Annotated in this window: 17 protein-coding genes, 1 tRNA gene and 1 pseudogene; 16 read left to right on the top strand and 3 right to left on the bottom strand. The window is 62.4% G+C overall.

The annotated features are described in order from the left end of the window. Positions 1–149 precede the first annotated feature (149 nt). Genes CR105_RS13335 through CR105_RS13345 form a run of 3 tightly spaced genes read left to right on the top strand, consistent with a single transcriptional unit; the run spans position 150 to position 2,451 of the window. Complete coding sequence (locus CR105_RS13335) at positions 150–1,070, top strand: DMT family transporter (protein ID WP_099788954.1); 921 nt, start codon at positions 150–152, stop codon at positions 1,068–1,070. Positions 1,071–1,078: 8 nt separating this feature from the next. After that, the gene (locus CR105_RS13340; RefSeq protein WP_099788955.1) at positions 1,079–1,465 is read left to right on the top strand and encodes a methylglyoxal synthase; all 387 of its coding nucleotides are present in this window, start codon (positions 1,079–1,081) and stop codon (positions 1,463–1,465) included. 11 nt (positions 1,466–1,476) lie between these two features. Next, positions 1,477–2,451: a quinone oxidoreductase family protein gene (locus CR105_RS13345; RefSeq protein WP_099788956.1), complete on the top strand. Its 975-nt coding sequence runs from the start codon at positions 1,477–1,479 to the stop codon at positions 2,449–2,451. A gap of 107 nt (positions 2,452–2,558) precedes the next feature. Here the strand turns inward: CR105_RS13345 and CR105_RS13350 are convergent, their stop codons facing one another. Next, complete coding sequence (locus tag CR105_RS13350) at positions 2,559–3,188, bottom strand: DUF4136 domain-containing protein (protein ID WP_099788957.1); 630 nt, start codon at positions 3,186–3,188, stop codon at positions 2,559–2,561. A gap of 175 nt (positions 3,189–3,363) precedes the next feature. Here CR105_RS13350 and pepN point away from each other — a divergent pair, with 175 nt between their 5' ends. From pepN to CR105_RS13365, 3 genes are all read left to right on the top strand, one after another. After that, positions 3,364–6,006 (top strand): aminopeptidase N, encoded by a 2,643-nt coding sequence (pepN, locus tag CR105_RS13355; protein ID WP_099788958.1) that lies wholly within the window; start codon positions 3,364–3,366, stop codon positions 6,004–6,006. 35 nt (positions 6,007–6,041) lie between these two features. Beyond that, a complete protein-coding gene (locus CR105_RS13360) occupies positions 6,042–7,049 on the top strand; it encodes a class 1 fructose-bisphosphatase (protein WP_099788959.1) in 1,008 nt (335 codons plus the stop codon). A gap of 77 nt (positions 7,050–7,126) precedes the next feature. Then, positions 7,127–7,202, top strand: a tRNA-Thr gene (locus CR105_RS13365). A 262-nt stretch (positions 7,203–7,464) separates the two neighbouring features. Here CR105_RS13365 and CR105_RS13370 read toward each other — a convergent pair. Next, a complete protein-coding gene (locus CR105_RS13370) occupies positions 7,465–7,941 on the bottom strand; it encodes a lysozyme inhibitor LprI family protein (protein WP_099788960.1) in 477 nt (158 codons plus the stop codon). A gap of 49 nt (positions 7,942–7,990) precedes the next feature. Then, positions 7,991–8,437, bottom strand: a pseudogene (locus CR105_RS28865) (Fic family protein); the annotation flags it as partial. 277 nt (positions 8,438–8,714) lie between these two features. On the opposite strand from CR105_RS28865, the gene CR105_RS13380 reads away from it, so the two are divergent. The 10 genes from CR105_RS13380 (at position 8,715) to soxX (ending at position 15,459) form a co-directional block, all read left to right on the top strand. Next, the gene (locus CR105_RS13380; protein ID WP_099788961.1) at positions 8,715–8,993 is read left to right on the top strand and encodes a hypothetical protein; all 279 of its coding nucleotides are present in this window, start codon (positions 8,715–8,717) and stop codon (positions 8,991–8,993) included. Positions 8,994–9,121: 128 nt separating this feature from the next. After that, a complete protein-coding gene (locus CR105_RS13385) occupies positions 9,122–9,649 on the top strand; it encodes a DUF302 domain-containing protein (RefSeq protein ID WP_229413928.1) in 528 nt (175 codons plus the stop codon). A gap of 109 nt (positions 9,650–9,758) precedes the next feature. After that, positions 9,759–10,130, top strand: coding sequence for an ArsR/SmtB family transcription factor (locus CR105_RS13390; RefSeq protein ID WP_229413929.1), 372 nt, complete (start codon positions 9,759–9,761; stop codon positions 10,128–10,130). Between the two features lie 98 nt (positions 10,131–10,228). Further along, positions 10,229–11,593, top strand: a complete 1,365-nt coding sequence (gene soxC / locus CR105_RS13395; RefSeq protein WP_099788963.1) for a sulfite dehydrogenase — start codon at positions 10,229–10,231, stop codon at positions 11,591–11,593. After that, on the top strand, positions 11,577–12,629 hold the full coding sequence (locus CR105_RS13400) for a c-type cytochrome (RefSeq protein WP_099788964.1): 1,053 nt from the start codon (positions 11,577–11,579) through the stop codon (positions 12,627–12,629). The genes soxC and CR105_RS13400 overlap by 17 nt, the downstream gene beginning before the upstream one ends. Before the next feature lie 25 nt (positions 12,630–12,654). After that, entirely contained in the window at positions 12,655–13,089 is a 435-nt protein-coding gene (locus tag CR105_RS13405) for a pseudoazurin (protein WP_099788965.1), read from the top strand. Between the two features lie 48 nt (positions 13,090–13,137). Beyond that, positions 13,138–13,599, top strand: coding sequence for a thiosulfate oxidation carrier protein SoxY (gene soxY, locus CR105_RS13410; protein WP_099788966.1), 462 nt, complete (start codon positions 13,138–13,140; stop codon positions 13,597–13,599). Between the two features lie 43 nt (positions 13,600–13,642). Next, the gene (soxZ, locus tag CR105_RS13415) at positions 13,643–13,954 is read left to right on the top strand and encodes a thiosulfate oxidation carrier complex protein SoxZ (protein WP_099788967.1); all 312 of its coding nucleotides are present in this window, start codon (positions 13,643–13,645) and stop codon (positions 13,952–13,954) included. Positions 13,955–14,019: 65 nt separating this feature from the next. Continuing rightward, positions 14,020–14,826: a sulfur oxidation c-type cytochrome SoxA gene (gene soxA / locus CR105_RS13420; RefSeq protein ID WP_099788968.1), complete on the top strand. Its 807-nt coding sequence runs from the start codon at positions 14,020–14,022 to the stop codon at positions 14,824–14,826. 9 nt (positions 14,827–14,835) lie between these two features. After that, complete coding sequence (gene soxX / locus CR105_RS13425) at positions 14,836–15,459, top strand: sulfur oxidation c-type cytochrome SoxX (RefSeq protein ID WP_099788969.1); 624 nt, start codon at positions 14,836–14,838, stop codon at positions 15,457–15,459. Positions 15,460–15,465 lie beyond the last annotated feature (6 nt).

The following is a 15,465-nucleotide window of genomic DNA, read 5'->3' on the forward strand; positions in this document are numbered from 1 at the left end:
GTTCCTTAGACGGTGTGCGAGTTTGGCCAACATTTTAACATAGGGGCATGCAGGCAACCTGCGCAAACCGGGGTCCGGCCCCTCGGGGTCAGACCCCAAACCCGGAGGCTGCGCCAGCCGAGAATGGCGAATCGATCTACAATTGCCTGATGAGCAAAATCGCAGCGGCAGAGCCGCATCACGCCATCGCCCGGCCGGCCTTCATCGCCGGGCTGTCGATCGCCATCGCCGGCGCGGTGCTGTTTTCCACCAAGGCGATCGTCGCCAAGCTGCTGTACCGCTATCAGCTCGACGCGGTCACCGTGATCGCCTTTCGCATGCTGTTTTCGCTGCCCGTGTTCGCCGCCGTCGCCTTCTGGCAGATGCGCACCGAGGCGCCGCTGTCGGCGGCCGACCGCTGGCGCCTGGTGGGCCTGGGCCTGATCGGCTACTACGTGTCGAGCTTCCTCGATTTCCTCGGGCTGCAGTACATCACGGTCGGCCTCGAGCGCCTGATCCTGTTCCTGACGCCCACGTTCGTGTTGCTCATTACCGCGCTGTTCCTCAAGCGCCACATCGGCCGCTGGGAGTGGATGGCGCTGGCGCTGTCGTACTGCGGCATCGTGCTGGTGTTCGTGCACGACCTCGGCGAAGGCCAGGGCGACACCGCCACCGGCTCGCTGCTGGTGCTCGGCTCGGCCGTCTGCTACGCGATCTACCTGCTCGGCTCGGGCGAACTGGTGCGGCGGATCGGATCGCTGCGGCTGGTGTCGTACGCGATGTGCGTCTCCAGCGTGGCCTGCATCGCCCAGTTCTTCGTGCTGCGCCCGGCCGCGCTGCTGATCCAGCCGGTCGAGGTGTATGGCCTGTCGCTGGTGAACGGAGTATTCTGTACGATCTTGCCAGTGTTCATGACGATGGCGGCGGTGCAGCGCATCGGCGCGGCCACGGCGTCGCAGGCCGGCATGGTCGGCCCGGTGTCGACGCTGTTTCTCGGCGCCTGGATCCTGGGCGAACCGATCACCGCGGTCCAGCTGGGCGGCACCGGCCTCGTGTTTGCCGGCATTTACCTGCTTTCGAAGAAAAAATAGAGATCACGATGAAACCAAGAATCGCCCTGATCGCGCATGACAAGAAGAAGGACGAGATGGTCATGCTGGCCGCCGAGTATCTCGATTTCCTGCGCGGCTGCACGCTGGTGGCGACCGGCACCACCGGCGCGCGCCTGGCCAACGAACTGGGGCTGACTGTCGAGCGCAAGCACTCCGGCCCGTTCGGCGGCGACCTGCAGATCGGCGCCGCGCTGGTCGAGGGCCAGATCGATGCCGTCATCTTTCTGCGCGACCCGATGACGCCGCAGCCGCACGAGCCCGACATCAACGCGCTGGTGCGCGCCTGCGACGTCCACAACGTGGCGTGCGCCACCAACATCTCGACCGCGCAGCTGGTGCTGACGCAACTGAAGCTCGTTTCACAAAATCAATAACGGAGAAAACCATGGTCAAAGCAATTCGCATGAGCCGCACCGGCGGTCCCGAGGTGCTGGAATACGTCGACGTCGAACTCGGCGCGCCGGGTGCGGGCGAGGCGCGGGTGCGGCACGAGGCGATCGGCGTCAATTTCATCGACGTGTATTTCCGCACCGGCCTGTATCCGCAGCCCTTGCCTGGCTGGCTGGGCAAGGAAGCGGCCGGCGTGGTCGAGGCGGTCGGCGACGGCGTGACCCATGTGAAAGTGGGCGACCGCGTGGCGTATGCCGGCGGCGCGCTGGGCGCATACTCGGAGGCGCGCAATATCGATGCGTCCGTGCTGCTGCGTTTGCCGGACGACATCGGCTTCGACACCGCCGCGGCGATGATGCTGCAGGGCCTGACGGTGCAGTACTTGTTCAACCGCACGCACAAGCTGAAGGCGGGCGACACGATCCTGTTCCATGCGGCGGCCGGCGGCGTCGGCTTGATTGCGTGCCAGTGGGCCCGGGCGATCGGCGTGAACCTGATCGGCACGGTCGGCTCTGAAGAGAAGGCGGCGCTGGCGAAGGCGGCCGGCGCGGCGCACGTGATCAACTACAACACCGAAAACTTCACCGAGCGCGTGCTGGAAATTACCGGCGGCAAGAAGGTGGGGGTGGTCTACGATTCGATCGGCAAGGATACGTTCATCGGCTCGCTCGACTGCCTGCAGCCGCTGGGGCTGATGGTCAGTTTCGGCAGCGCGTCGGGTCCGGTGCCGCCGTTTTCGCTCAACGAGCTGGCGTCGCGCGGCTCGCTGTTCGTGACGCGGCCGTCGCTGTTTGCGTACGCCGCCAAGCGCGAGGACCTGGAGGCGATGGCCGCCGATCTGTTCCAGATGGTATCGAGCGGCAAGGTCAAGATCGACATCAACCAGCGCTACAAGCTGGCCGACGCGGCGCAGGCGGCGATCGACCTGGAAGCGCGCAAGACGACGGGCTCGTCGATTCTGCTGCCGTAGGGGTCCGACCCCGGTTTTTCCGTTGGGGGTCTGACCCCGGTGTTCAGCCGCTAACTCAACCGGGGTCAGACCTATAAAAGAAGAACCGGGGTCTGACCCCTAGGCCGCTAGCCGTTCTGCTTGAGCTCGATGCGGCGGGCGCCGCCGTTCGGCCCAGGGAAGCCTTCGAACGCGCTTTGCACCAGCGCCGGCATCAGCGCCGGCGTCGACGCCTCGCTACTCTGGTTGCGCACCGTGACGTCGAACAGCCGGCGGCCGTCGTTGGCCGACTTGATCGCCACCTGCACTTCGCGCTGATACACGTGCCGCTCGACGACCTCATATTGATGGAAGCTTCCAAACGGATCGTAGAACGGGTGGTGGAAGCTGCTGCCCCAACCGCGCCGGTAGAAGCGGCTCGCCAGGCCGAAACGCGGGCCCGGGTAGAAGAACGGGTCGACCGCCTGCACCACGCGCACCGGCACATCGGTCGTCATGAATCGCATCGACACCTTCAGCGCCGGCGCACCGCTCGCTTCGCGGAAACCAAGCCGGCCCAGCTGCGCGCGCACCAGGTTCTGGTAGCTGCGCAATTCGAGCGTGTCGTCCTGCGGCGCCGGCGCCTCGAACGCATAGCTCTTGTCGGGCAACTGCTGCGGCCACTCATGGAACGTGGTGACGTCGCTGCGGATACTGGTGGCGCAGCCGCCGAGCAGCAGCGTGAGCGCGGCGAGGACTGTCATTGCGATGCGTTTCATTGTTTCTCCAACAATTCGTGTTTACCCACATTGAGTGTATGACCCACACTGCAATATAACAAAAGATTTACAGAATGTTACCGCACACGACACAGTGATACATGGAATTGAACGGGCCGCAGGGTCGGCGGTGTTGGTAAAATAGATCTTCGTCCAATTGTTCCTTACCGATCCCATGCGCTCAGACACCTCCCAGACGATTTATCGGAACGATTACACGCCGCCGGCCTACCTGGTCGATACCGTCGAGCTAGGCTTCGATCTCGATCCGGCCCGCACCATCGTCGCCAGCCGGTTGACGATGCGGCGCAATCCCGACAGCGAGCGCGCCGAGATCGAGCTGTACGGCGAGAACCTCGAACTGGTCGCGCTGCGCATGAACGGCAAGCCGCTCGGCAAGCGCGACTACCGCATCGACGGCAACTTGCTGCGCATCGCCAATCCGCCGCAGGACGTCACGCTGGAAATCGAGACGATCACGGCGCCGGAGAAGAACACCACGTTGAACGGCTTGTACGTGTCGAACGGCAGTTTCTTCACGCAATGCGAAGCGGAAGGCTTCCGCAACATCACCTATTTCCCCGATCGTCCCGACGTGATGGCGAAGTTCACCGTGATGCTGCGCGCCGACAAGCAGAAGTATCCGGTGCTGCTGTCGAACGGCAACCTGATCGAAGAAGGCGAGCTCGACGACGGACGCCATTTCGCCAAATGGGAAGACCCGTTCAAGAAGCCGTCCTACCTGTTCGCGCTGGTGGCGGCGCAGCTGGTCTGCCAGGAAGAAACGTTCCGCCTGAAGGATGGCCGCGACGCGCTGCTGCAGGTGTGGGTCGAAGAGGGCAACCTCGACAAGACCGACTACGCGATGCAGTCGCTCAAGAACAGCATCCGCTGGGACGAGGAGCGCTTCGGCCTCGAGCTCGACCTGGACCGCTTCATGATCGTCGCCGTCGGCGACTTCAACATGGGCGCGATGGAAAACAAGGGCCTGAACATTTTCAATACCAAGTTCGTGCTGGCCAATCCGCGCGTCGCCACCGACGTCGACTACGCCGGCATCGAGGCGGTGGTCGGCCACGAATATTTCCACAACTGGACCGGCAACCGCGTGACCTGCCGCGACTGGTTCCAGCTGTCGCTGAAGGAAGGCCTTACCGTGTTCCGCGACCAGGAATTCTCGGCCGACATGATCGGCACCGCCAGCGGCCGCGCCGTCACCCGCATCGAGCAGGTGCGCACCTTGCGCCAGGCGCAGTTCCCGGAAGACGCCGGGCCGATGGCGCATCCGGTGCGTCCGGACTCCTTTGTCGAGATCAACAATTTCTACACCGTCACCGTATACGAAAAAGGCGCCGAAGTCGTGCGCATGCTGCAGACGCTGGTCGGCCGCGACGGTTTCCGCAAGGGCATGGACCTGTATTTCGAGCGCCACGACGGCCAGGCCGTCACCTGCGACGATTTCCGCAACGCCATGGCCGACGCCAACCAGCGCGACCTGATCTTGTTCGAGCGCTGGTACAGCCAGGCCGGCACGCCGATCGTCAAGGCGCGCACGCAGTACGACGCCGATGCGAAGACGTATTCGATCACCTTTACGCAAAGCTGCCCGGCAACGCCCGGCCAGCCGAAGAAGCTGCCGTTCCATATTCCGATCGCGGTGGGCCTGCTCGGCGCCGACGGGCGCGACATGCCGCTCGGCCAGGATGGCGCCAACGGCAGCACCGCCGTGCTGGAGCTGACCGAAGAGACGCAGACCTTCAACTTTACCGGCGTGGGCGAACAGCCGACGCCATCGATCCTGCGCGACTTCTCCGCGCCGGTGGTGCTCGAGTATGACTACACCGACCTGGAACTGCTGCACCTGTTCAGCCACGACAGCGACCCGGTCAACCGCTGGGAAGCCGGCCAGCGCCTGGCGATGCAGCGGCTGTTGAGGCTGACATCGGCGGTGGCCAGCGGCGGCAAGCTCGAGCTCGACGCCACGTTCATCGATGCGATGCGCAAGATCCTCACCGATGACGGGCTCGACCCGTCGTTCCGCGAGCAGGCATTGCTGCTGCCATCGGAAACGATGATGGCCGAGCAGATGAGCGTGGTCAATCCGCAGGCGATCAACGCCGCACGGCAATTCGTGCGCGCCACCATCGGCACCACACTGCGCACCGAGCTGATGCAGCAATACCTGGCCAACATGACGCCAGGCGAATACAGCCCGGACGCGCTGTCGGCCGGCCGCCGCGGCCTGAAGAACCTGGCCCTGTCGTACCTGGCAGCCGCGCCGGACGCCGACGCCATCGAGCTGGCGCAGGCGCAGTTCGACAACGCCGGTAACATGACCGACCGGGTTGCCGCGCTGATCGGGCTGATCCACGCCGGCGCCGACAGCGCCGCGCCGGCCTTGCAGGCGTTCTATGCCGATTTCGAAAAAGAGGCGCTGGTCGTCGACAAGTGGTTCGCGATGCAGGCCGCCGCGCCCGCCACGACCGTGAAGGCGGTGCGCGAGCTGATGAAGCACCGCGCCTTCACGCTGAAAAATCCGAACCGCGCGCGCAGCCTGATCTTCAGCTTCTGCGGCGCCAACCCGGCGCAGTTTCACGCGCCAGACGGTAGCGGCTACGCGTTCTGGGCCGAGCAGGTGATCGCCCTCGATGCGCTCAATCCGCAAGTGGCGAGCCGGCTGGCGCGCTCGCTGGACCGCTGGCGCCGTTACGCGCCGGCGCTGCAGGGCCAGATGAAGAAGGCGCTGCAAAAGGTAGCTGGCGGCAAAAAACTGTCGAACGACGTGCGCGAAGTGATCAGCAAGGCGCTCGCTAATTAAATCGGATCAATTCAAATCTTTTTATAAGGAAGTTCATGAAACGCGTCAGTCTCACGCAGCACCTGGTTGAAGAACAACGGCTTCACAATTCCATTCCCGCCGAACTGCGGCTGCTGATCGAAGTGGTGGCGCGCGCCTGCAAGACGATCAGTCATTCGGTCGGCAAGGGCGCGCTCGGCGATATCCTCGGCAGCGCCGACACCGAGAACATCCAGGGCGAAGTGCAAAAGAAGCTGGACGTGATTTCGAATGAGATTTTGCTGGAAGCGAACGAGTGGGGCGGCCACCTGGCGGCGATGGCGTCGGAAGAGATGGAATCGATCCATCCGATTCCGAACCGCTACCCGATGGGCGAATACATGCTGCTGTTCGACCCGCTCGACGGCTCGTCGAACATCGACGTCAACGTGTCGATCGGCACCATCTTCTCGGTGCTGAAGGCGCCGGAAGGCATGGGCGCGCCGACCGAGGCCGACTTCATGCAGGCAGGCAGCATGCAGGTTGCCGCCGGCTATGCAGTGTACGGCCCGCAGACGATGTTAGTGCTCACTACTGGTAACGGCGTGAACTGCTTCACGCTGGACCGCGAGATGGGCTCGTGGGTGCTGACGCAGCGCCACATGATGATTCCGGAGGCGACCAAGGAGTTCGCCATCAACATGTCGAACCAGCGCCACTGGCACGCGCCGGTGCAGCGCTACGTCAACGAGCTGTTGGCCGGCTCCACCGGCCCGCGCGAGAAAGACTTCAACATGCGCTGGATCGCCTCGATGGTGGCCGACGTGCACCGCATCCTGAACCGCGGCGGCATCTTCATGTATCCGGCCGACACGCGCGACACGTCGATGCCGGGCAAGCTGCGCCTGATGTATGAAGCCAATCCGATGGCGATGATCGTCGAGCAGGCCGGCGGCGCCGCCACCGACGGCCGCACCCGCATCCTCGACATCGCGCCGCACAAGCTGCATCAGCGCGTGCCGGTGTTCCTTGGATCGAAGGCCGAAGTGGCGTTGGTGACCAGCTATCACGCCGAACAATGCTGATTAATTGACAATAATTTGCACGATTCGAAATTCACACTAGCAAGTTAGGGGCAATTCTTGCTAGAATACGCGTCGTCGCCGATGTAGCTCAGTTGGTAGAGCAGCACATTCGTAATGTGAAGGTCCCCAGTTCGATTCCGGGCATCGGCACCAAAATTAGCAGTACGCTGTTCCAGAAACCCGCACTCCTTCACAGGTGATGCGGGATTTTTGTTTTAGGTTTCGCCTGATGGGAACTGATCACGTCGTGTCCGAATGTCGGCATGACCCGGCCTTCAGAGAACTAGCTCAGCGGCCAGAACCAAACTTCCCCCCGCGCTGAAATAGCAATTGCGTGCACATTCTGGTTTTGATGGGCTCGAAGCGGGCTGAGAAGGACGATCCGAATGGACCTCGAACCTGCGCAGTTCGCGCCTCATCTCGCCGGCAGTGTCGACGAATCAGCATCGAGTTGCTTTATGCGTCGCGCATTCATTCCAACGAGGCACGACAGCCGTCGCATTTCAAGTGCGTTACCGATGGCGCCACCGCCAAGCGAACTAGCGAAAGCGCACTGGGCGTCGCGATATTGTTCGTACGCCTTGCTGGATGCCTTGAGCTTTTCCTTCGCGAAGTTGACGTATTTCGCGTCCTCGTCCCATTTGGAAAGGGCGGCAATGGCTTGCGCTTCGGCGTGCTTCAATGCCGTGCTGCTTTCGTAGGACATCTTTGCCAGGCACTCCGGCATCCCGGCTTCCGAGTGAGCGCCGCATTGTTCGACAGCCCCGCGCTCGCTTTGAATTTCTGCCGCCCGAACCGCGCCCGGATGGCCCGTCGAGGCAAGGGCGCCGACCACGATGATGAAACTCGAAATTTGCCATCCGCATGAGCAGGTAACCAATACCGTTGCCATCTAGGAACGGGTGTATCGTCTCAAACTGGGCATGGACGAGCGCGATGGTGACTAGCGGCGGCAGCAGCGTCGGCTCGGCGTGAATGAAACGTTCGAGGTCGGCCAGCAGTTGCGGCACTTGCTCGGGCGGCGGCGGGACGAATACGGCGTTGCCGGGCCGGCTGCCGCCGATCCAGTTTTGCGAACGACGCAGTTCGCCTGGTTGCTTGCCGGCGCCGCGTGCGCCATGGAGCAGTATCTGGTGGGCGTCACAAATCAGGCGTGCGCTCAGGGGCAGACCGTGGATATCGCGCAGATTGTCGCGCACCATGCGAAATGCACGCATGAAATTCGTGACTTCTTCGACATCGTCGCGATTGTTCAGCTCAACGCCCGCTTCCTGGTCGAACAGGTCGGTCAGGCTCGCCTGCGTGCCTTCGATTTGGGAGGTCAGCAGGGCTTCTTTGCGCACGGCGCTATAGAGCAGCCATTCGAATGACGGAACGAGGCCGGACACCGCCGAGAGACGGGCCAGGGCCAATTCAGCAACGCACGGTTTTGAGTTTCGTAGGAAAGTGGCGATAGCGGCGGCGCAGCCGGCGGCAGCGGGTGCGGTACAAACGCGCGCACCGTTTCGTTGCGCGTGGTGGTGCTGACAAACGTGCCGGTGGTACGAGGCATTTCAAGCTTTCGTTAATGTTTCAGCATCTTATTAAAGCATTCTTTAATAAGAAAAAAGATATTAAAGGATTCTTTAATGGTCAGGTGGCACAGCCAGGGACGCTCTCAGTTTTTTGGTTGCGACGGCCGACGGCGCTCGGCGCCATCGTTCCTGGCCGTCTCGCGCGGGCGGCGCGCAGTGCAACTTCGGCGTTGCGCCGCTCTTCGGCGTGGCGTCGACGCGCCAGCGCCTGCGGCAGCTGTGCGACGGCGCCGTGACGGCAAGCCGCAGCTACAGCGACTATGCGGAGCGACTTGAGGCGGCCGGCGTGGAACTGGTGCCGGTGACCCAGTTCGATGGAAGAAATTATCGAAAGGGCTTCTGGCTTTCCATCCAAACCGGCGCCTATTAGCACTGCCTTGCGTCCGTGCATGAACTCGACTATTCTCGGTAGGCCAAGGCTGCCCCGGTCCTTTCTTCTTCTTCGATAATCCCATGTACCGACATCGTCTTCTTCTCCCATGGCTGGCAGTTCTTTTTATGCTCGGCCTGCCCGGTTGCACCACCGTTGCAGTCGTCGCCAACACCCCCGCGGGCGCGGGCGCAGAGGCCGGCCGGATGCTCTCGCGCTGGGTCGATTCGGGCGGCGACGTCGCCGCCGCCGCGTCCTGGTCGCGCAAGGTCAAGGCGGGCGTGACGATCACCGAAATCGAAGAGGCGTTTGCGGGCGTGGCAGTGGAGGACAACGTGCGGCCGGTCGGAGAACTGTCCGTTTCCAGCGAGTTGGCGGCCAGGTCCGGCAAGAACGAACGATTCCTTAAAGTCTATTCGTATTGCGACCCCGCAACCGCGCGCTTGATGGTCGACTTCAGCCCCGCCATGGCGGCATTCCTTCCGTGCCGGATCACCGTCGTCGAGCAAGCCGACGGACTGTGGATCTACACGATGAATATGGATATGCTGATCAAGATGGGACGCACGATGCCACCGGCCGTCAGCGACGCTGTCGGCCGGGTACGCGGAACCCTGCTGAAAATGCTCGACCGAGGCGCGGCCGGCGAATTCTGACCGCGCGATCAATGTCTCATATGCCGCGCCGCAGCATCGAATTTGCTTGCATATTTCCTTTGCGTTTGGTTATATGTGTATATGCTCATATGATTGCTTGCCCGCCAAAATGAACGAAGACCTGAACCGCGAACAGATGAAAGAAGTGTTCGAAGAAGTTTCGCACTACTTCTTTCTGTTGTCGGAACCGACTCGCCTGAAGATCCTGTACGCGCTGTGCGACGGTGAGCAACCGGTCGGGACCATCGTCAAGCAGATCGAGGCTAATCAGGCGAATGTGTCGCGCCAGCTGAACATGCTCTACCAGGCCAAGATCCTGCAGCGCCGCAAAAACGGTGCGCAAGTCTATTACCGCATCGAAGACGAGAATGCGATCCAGCTGTGCCGCGTCGTTTGCGCCCAGATGGTTGAGAAGGTGATCCAGCAGACCAGCCGGTTGACCCAGGCTCCCGTCGATAGTTTTGTCGTCAAGCAGGGGTAGTCGAAGCGTCTGGCGGGCGCTTGGCCGCCAAGTTTATGCGCGTATAGTCATATGCTCATTGGGTAATAAGAAAAATTTCAAGAGTGAGACGTGGTGAGATGGTAAATTTGATACGAAAGTACGGTCGCATCCTGCGGGCTCCGGAAAACTTCCTGCAGCCCGAATTGATCGCCGAGATGCAGCGCGGGCAGCTCGATGAAACCCGGCGCGGCTTCCTGCGTAAAAGTTTCCTTGCCGCCGGCGCCTCGCTGGCCGCGGGCACGGCATTGGCGCGCAGCGCCGCCGCAATTGGCGCCGACGGCGACCCGAACATCCTGGCGCTGCCCGAGCATTCGCGCACGCTCGGCAAGCCGGTCGCCGCCAATCCCTACGGCGTGCCATCTGCGCACGAGACAAACCTGCTGCGCCGGGAGTCGCCTGGCCTGACACGGGTGTCGGCGGCGTCGGTGGCGTTCACGCCCCTGCAGGGACTGTTCGGCATCATCACGCCGTCCGGCCTGCATTTCGAGCGCCATCACCAAGGGTGGCACGATATCGACCCTGGCAAGCATCGCCTGATGATCAACGGAATGGTCAAGCGCCAGAAGGTCTACACCATGGACGACCTGATGCGCATGCCTTCCGTGTCGCGGATGCACTTTATCGAGTGCGGCGCGAATACTGCGATGGAATGGGGAAACGTCGCGGTGCCGTCCGTGCAATATTCCCACGGCATGCTCAGCTGCAGCGAATTCACCGGCGTCCCGCTGTCGGTGTTGCTCGAGGACTGCGGCTTCGACAAGCACAATGCCAGGGTTGTGCTGGCCGAAGGCGCCGACGGTTCGTCGATGACGCGCACGATCCCGATCGACCGTGCGCTTGACGATGTGCTCGTTGCGTGGGGGATGAACGGCGAAATGCTGCGCCCCGAGAACGGCTATCCGCTGCGCCTCGTGGTGCCAGGCGTGCAAGGCGTCTCGTGGGTCAAGTGGTTGCGCCGGATTGAAGTGGGCGACAAGCCCTACGCCAGCAAGGATGAAGCGATCCATTACATGGACGCGATGCCGGACGGCAGCTACCGCCAGTACACCTCGATTCAGGAGTGCAAGTCGGTCATCACCAGCCCGTCGGCCGGACAAGCGCTGCTCGACACCGGCTTCTACAACATCACCGGACTGGCGTGGTCGGGCCGCGGCAAGATAAAGCGCGTCGATGTTTCGGTCGACGGCGGCAAGAACTGGCGCACCGCGCGCCTCGAAACGCCCGTCCTGTCGAAATGCCTGACGCGCTTCAACATCGACTGGGAGTGGAGCGGCAACCCGGCGGTACTGCAATCGCGCGCCATCGACGACACCGGCTACGTGCAACCGAAGATCAACGAACTGCGCGCGGTAAGGGGCACGCGCTCGATTTATCACAACAATGCGATTCAATCCTGGCAGGTTGCGCAAACAGGGGAGGTGTCGAATGTCCAGGTCTATTAAGGTTGCGGCAGCCGCACTGGCGCTCTGGCTGGTGGCGACGGCCGTGCAGGCCGGCGCGCCCCTGACCAACCTGGGGCGCGCGGCAACGACGAAGGAGGTAGCGGCCTGGGATATCGATGTGCGGCCCGATTTCAAGGGCTTGCCGAAAGGCTCGGGTAGCGTGTCGGCCGGCATGAAGGTATGGGAAGGCAAATGCGCATCCTGCCACGGCACCTTCGGCGAATCGAACGAGGTCTTCACGCCGATTGTCGGCGGCATCGGCCCCGACGACCTGAAAACCGGCCGCGTCGCATCGCTCAGCAACGGCAAGCAGCCGCAAAAAACCACGCTGATGAAAGTGGCCACTGTATCGACCTTATGGGACTACATCAATCGCGCGATGCCGTGGACGGCGCCGAAGTCGCTGACCACCGACGAAGTGTATGCGGTGACGGCGTACATCCTGAATATGGGAGAAATATTGCCGGACGACTTCGTGCTGTCGGACAAGACCATCGCACAGGCGCAGCAGCGCATGCCCAACCGGAACGGCATGTCGACCAGACACGGCATGTGGGACGTACGCGCCAAGGGTGACGTCAAGAGCGTCGCCTGCATGAAAAACTGCGCCGTCGACGAGAAGCCGCGCTCGACCCTGCCGGAAGCGGCGCGCAACGCGCACGGCAACCTGGCGCTGCAGAACCGCACCTTCGGTGCGGTCCGCGGCGTCGATACAAGTGTGCCGCCACAGGCCGTGCGCATTGCCGCCGCGACCGCGACTGCGGCCGCGCCGGCGCAGCGCAGTGCCGGCTTGGCCTTGATGCAGCAGAACGCCTGCATCGCTTGCCATGGGGTGTCAACGAAAGTCATGGGGCCGAGTTTCGTCCAGATCGGCGACAAGTACCGCGCCGATCCCTCGGCAGCCGGCATGCTGTTCGATAAGGTAAAAAACGGCAGCAGCGGCACATGGGGCGCCATCCCGATGCCGGCGCAAGGCCATGTGAAGGATGAGGACGTCAAGGTATTGATCAAGTGGGTGCTCGACGGCGCCAAATAGGCAGTGGGTTTTTAATGGAGAAGTAATGAAGAATGTTTTGTTTGCGGTCGCAATGTCGATCGCCTGCGGCGGCAGCTTTGCCGCTGAGCATCGGGTAAAGATGCTGAATGCGGGCGCCGACGGTTCCATGGTGTTCGAACCCGGTTTCCTGCAGGTTGCCAAGGGCGACACCGTCAAATTCATCAAGATCGATGCGGCGCACAACACCGCGTCGGCAGTTGTGCCGGCCGGCGCCGCCGGCTGGAAAGGCAAGCCGGACGAAGAAGTGAGCGTCACGCTCAACCAGGAGGGCGTCTACGTCTACGTCTGCGATCCGCACAAGGTCATGGCGATGGCCGGTGTGATCCAGGTCGGCAAGGCGGTCAACCTGGCGGACGCGCAGAAGCAGGCCGACAGCCTGTCGAAAAGTTTCGTCGTGAACAAGGATCGGCTGTCGAAGTATATGGCGCAGGTCAAATAAAGCAGCAGCGACATCTCAGCAGCGTTCAATCAACAAACGGAGGTAGTAATGATTCAGAGTCGACGCGATGTAATGCGCATCACAGCGGTGCTTGGCGCGGCGTTCGCGGCAGGCGTACTCAGCCCGAAGGACGTTTTCGCCGCGGAGTGGAACCAGAAGGCGTTCGATGCGAAGAGCCTGGCCGATGCGGTCAAGGCACTGGGCGGCGACAAGTTCGAGGTCAGTGCGGACGTGTCCATCACCGGCCCGGACATCGCCGAGAACGGCGCCGTGGTGCCAGTGTCGATCAGCAGCAAGGCGCCGGGGACCGATTTCATGGCGATCCTGGTCGACAAGAATCCGAACGCCATGTCGGCCAGCTTCAACATTCCAGCCGGCAGCGAGCCGGCCGTGACGACGCGGGTGAAGATGGGGGCGACTTCGAACGTGCATGCGTTGGTCCGGGCCAACGGCAAGTGGCTGGTCGCCACCAAGGAAATCAAGGTCACGCTGGGCGGCTGCGGCGGTTAAGCCGGCGCCGACTGCGAACATTTCAACGGACAAGGACATAAAGATGGGTAACCCAATGCGTATTCGCGCCAGCATCGCTGGCGACATGGTGGAAGTGAAGATCCTGATGCGGCACGATATGGAGACGGGTCAGCGCAAGGATGCGTCTGGCGCCGTGATTCCCGCGCACTACATCAAGACTCTGGTGGCCAAGCACAAGGACAAAGTGGTGTTCGACGCCAACTTCGGGCCGTCGGTGTCGAAAGACCCTTTCCTGTCGTTCAAGTTCAAGGGCGCTGCCGCCGGCGACAAAGTGACGGTGACCTGGACCGACACCGCCGGCGACAGCCGCACCGACGAAGGCACGGTCAGCTGACACAGCGGTTCGAGGTTCCATCCGATGCGGCGCAGACCGCATGACGACGACATGAAGGAGACAAGATGAACACTAAGCGCTTAGGCGTGGCTGGCGCGGTGCTGCTTTGCGCGCTGACGGCGGCACTGGCACAAACTTCCTCGACGGACGAGATTGCCAAATACCGGCAGATGCTGGCAGACGGCAACCCGGCGGAGCTGTGGGAGATGCGCGGCGAAGAGCTATGGAAGACCAAGGCGGGACCGGGCAAGGTATCGCTCGAGCGGTGCGACCTCGGCAAAGGCGCCGGCATCGTCAAGGGCGCCTATGTCGAATTGCCGCGCTTCTTCAAGGACACTGGCAAGGTGATGGATCTGGAGCAGCGCCTTGTGTACTGCCGCATGACGCTGCAGGGCATCAGCCGCGAGGAAGCGGTCAAGACGCCGTTCGGCGCGGCCGGAAAGCAATCGACGATCGAGCCGCTGGTGGCCTATATCACGTCCGAATCGCGCGGCATGAAAATGGCCACGCCGACCGCGCACCCGCTGGAAAAGCGCGCCTACGAAACCGGCAAGCAAATGTTCTACTATCGCGGCGGTTCGCACGACTTCGCCTGCGCTACGTGCCACTCGGCCGACGGCCAGCGCATCCGCCTGCAGGAGTTGCCGAACATCTTGAACAAGGCCAACGCGCAGGCCGCTTACACCACCTGGCCCGCGTATCGGGTCTCGCAGGGCGAAGTGCGCACGATGCAGCACCGGCTCAACGACTGTTTCCGCCAGCAGCGCTTCCCCGAGCCGATGTACGCATCGGAAGCGATCACCGCGATCACGATGTTCCTGGCAAAAAATGCCGAAGGCGGCGTCTACGCCGGCCCGGCCTTGAAACGATAAGGAAAACTGATGACTCCGATCCGAAAAGTACTGGGCCTGGCCATGGCGGCGCTGACCGTGGCAGGTTGCGCCAGTGTGGCAGCCGACACCGATTACGGCGATGCCGCGCTGGCCATGTTCAAGCAGGACTTCAAGTCGAAGGGCCCGGCCACGCTTGAGCGCATCGTCGCACGCGACGATGCGCAGCAGGCATGCAGCGAGCAGCCGACCGAGCGTCCCAGCGAAGTCAATGCCAGGATCGAGGCCGCGCAGCTGAAGACGATCAAGTACCCTGCCGACGGCAAGTACATCGGCAAGTGGGAAGAGGGCGAGAAGGTGGCGCAGAACGGCCGCGGCATGCAATCGTCGGATGCGCTCGGCGCGGCGAATGGCGGCAACTGCTATGCATGCCACCAGATCACCAAGCAGGAGATCTCGTTTGGCAACATCGGTCCGAGCTTGTACCAGTACGGCAAGGTGCGCGGCACCAGCGACGAGATCGTCAAGTACACCTGGGCCAAAATCTACAATGCCCAGGCGTACACGGCCTGTTCGAACATGCCGCGTTTTGGCCACAATGGCGTGCTCACCGAGGCGCAGCTCAAGGATGTGATGGCGCTGTTGCTGGATCCGGCATCGCCAGTCAACAAGTAAGGAGAC

Source organism: Massilia eurypsychrophila, assembly GCF_002760655.1.
Lineage (GTDB): Bacteria > Pseudomonadota > Gammaproteobacteria > Burkholderiales > Burkholderiaceae_D > JAFCUW01.